Source organism: Maritimibacter harenae (assembly GCF_009882975.1).
Taxonomy (GTDB): Bacteria; Pseudomonadota; Alphaproteobacteria; order Rhodobacterales; family Rhodobacteraceae; genus Maritimibacter; species Maritimibacter harenae.
The window spans coordinates 1-206 of sequence record NZ_WTUX01000023.1; the positions used below are offsets into that span (position 1 = coordinate 1).

1 protein-coding gene is annotated in these 206 nt (G+C 63.1%); it reads left to right on the forward strand.

Annotated elements, in window-relative coordinates; all coding sequences use genetic code 11:
- Positions 1 to 206 (forward strand): IS66 family insertion sequence element accessory protein TnpB (tnpB, locus tag GQE99_RS20160; RefSeq protein WP_161353767.1); only part of this gene is annotated, 206 nt, incomplete at both ends.

Consider the following 206-nt stretch of genomic DNA (forward strand, 5'->3'; position numbering starts at 1 on the left):
CGGCGAGATCTTCTGCTTCCGAGGGCGCAAGGGCGACCTGGTCAAACTGCTGTGGCACGACGGCGTCGGCATGTCGCTCTATACGAAGCGGTTGGAGGCGGGGAAGTTCATCTGGCCGACCAGCGGAAGTGGTGAAGCGGTGCAGATATCCGCAGCCCAGCTCGGTTATCTCCTGGAGGGGATCGACTGGCGCAATCCGCGCTGGA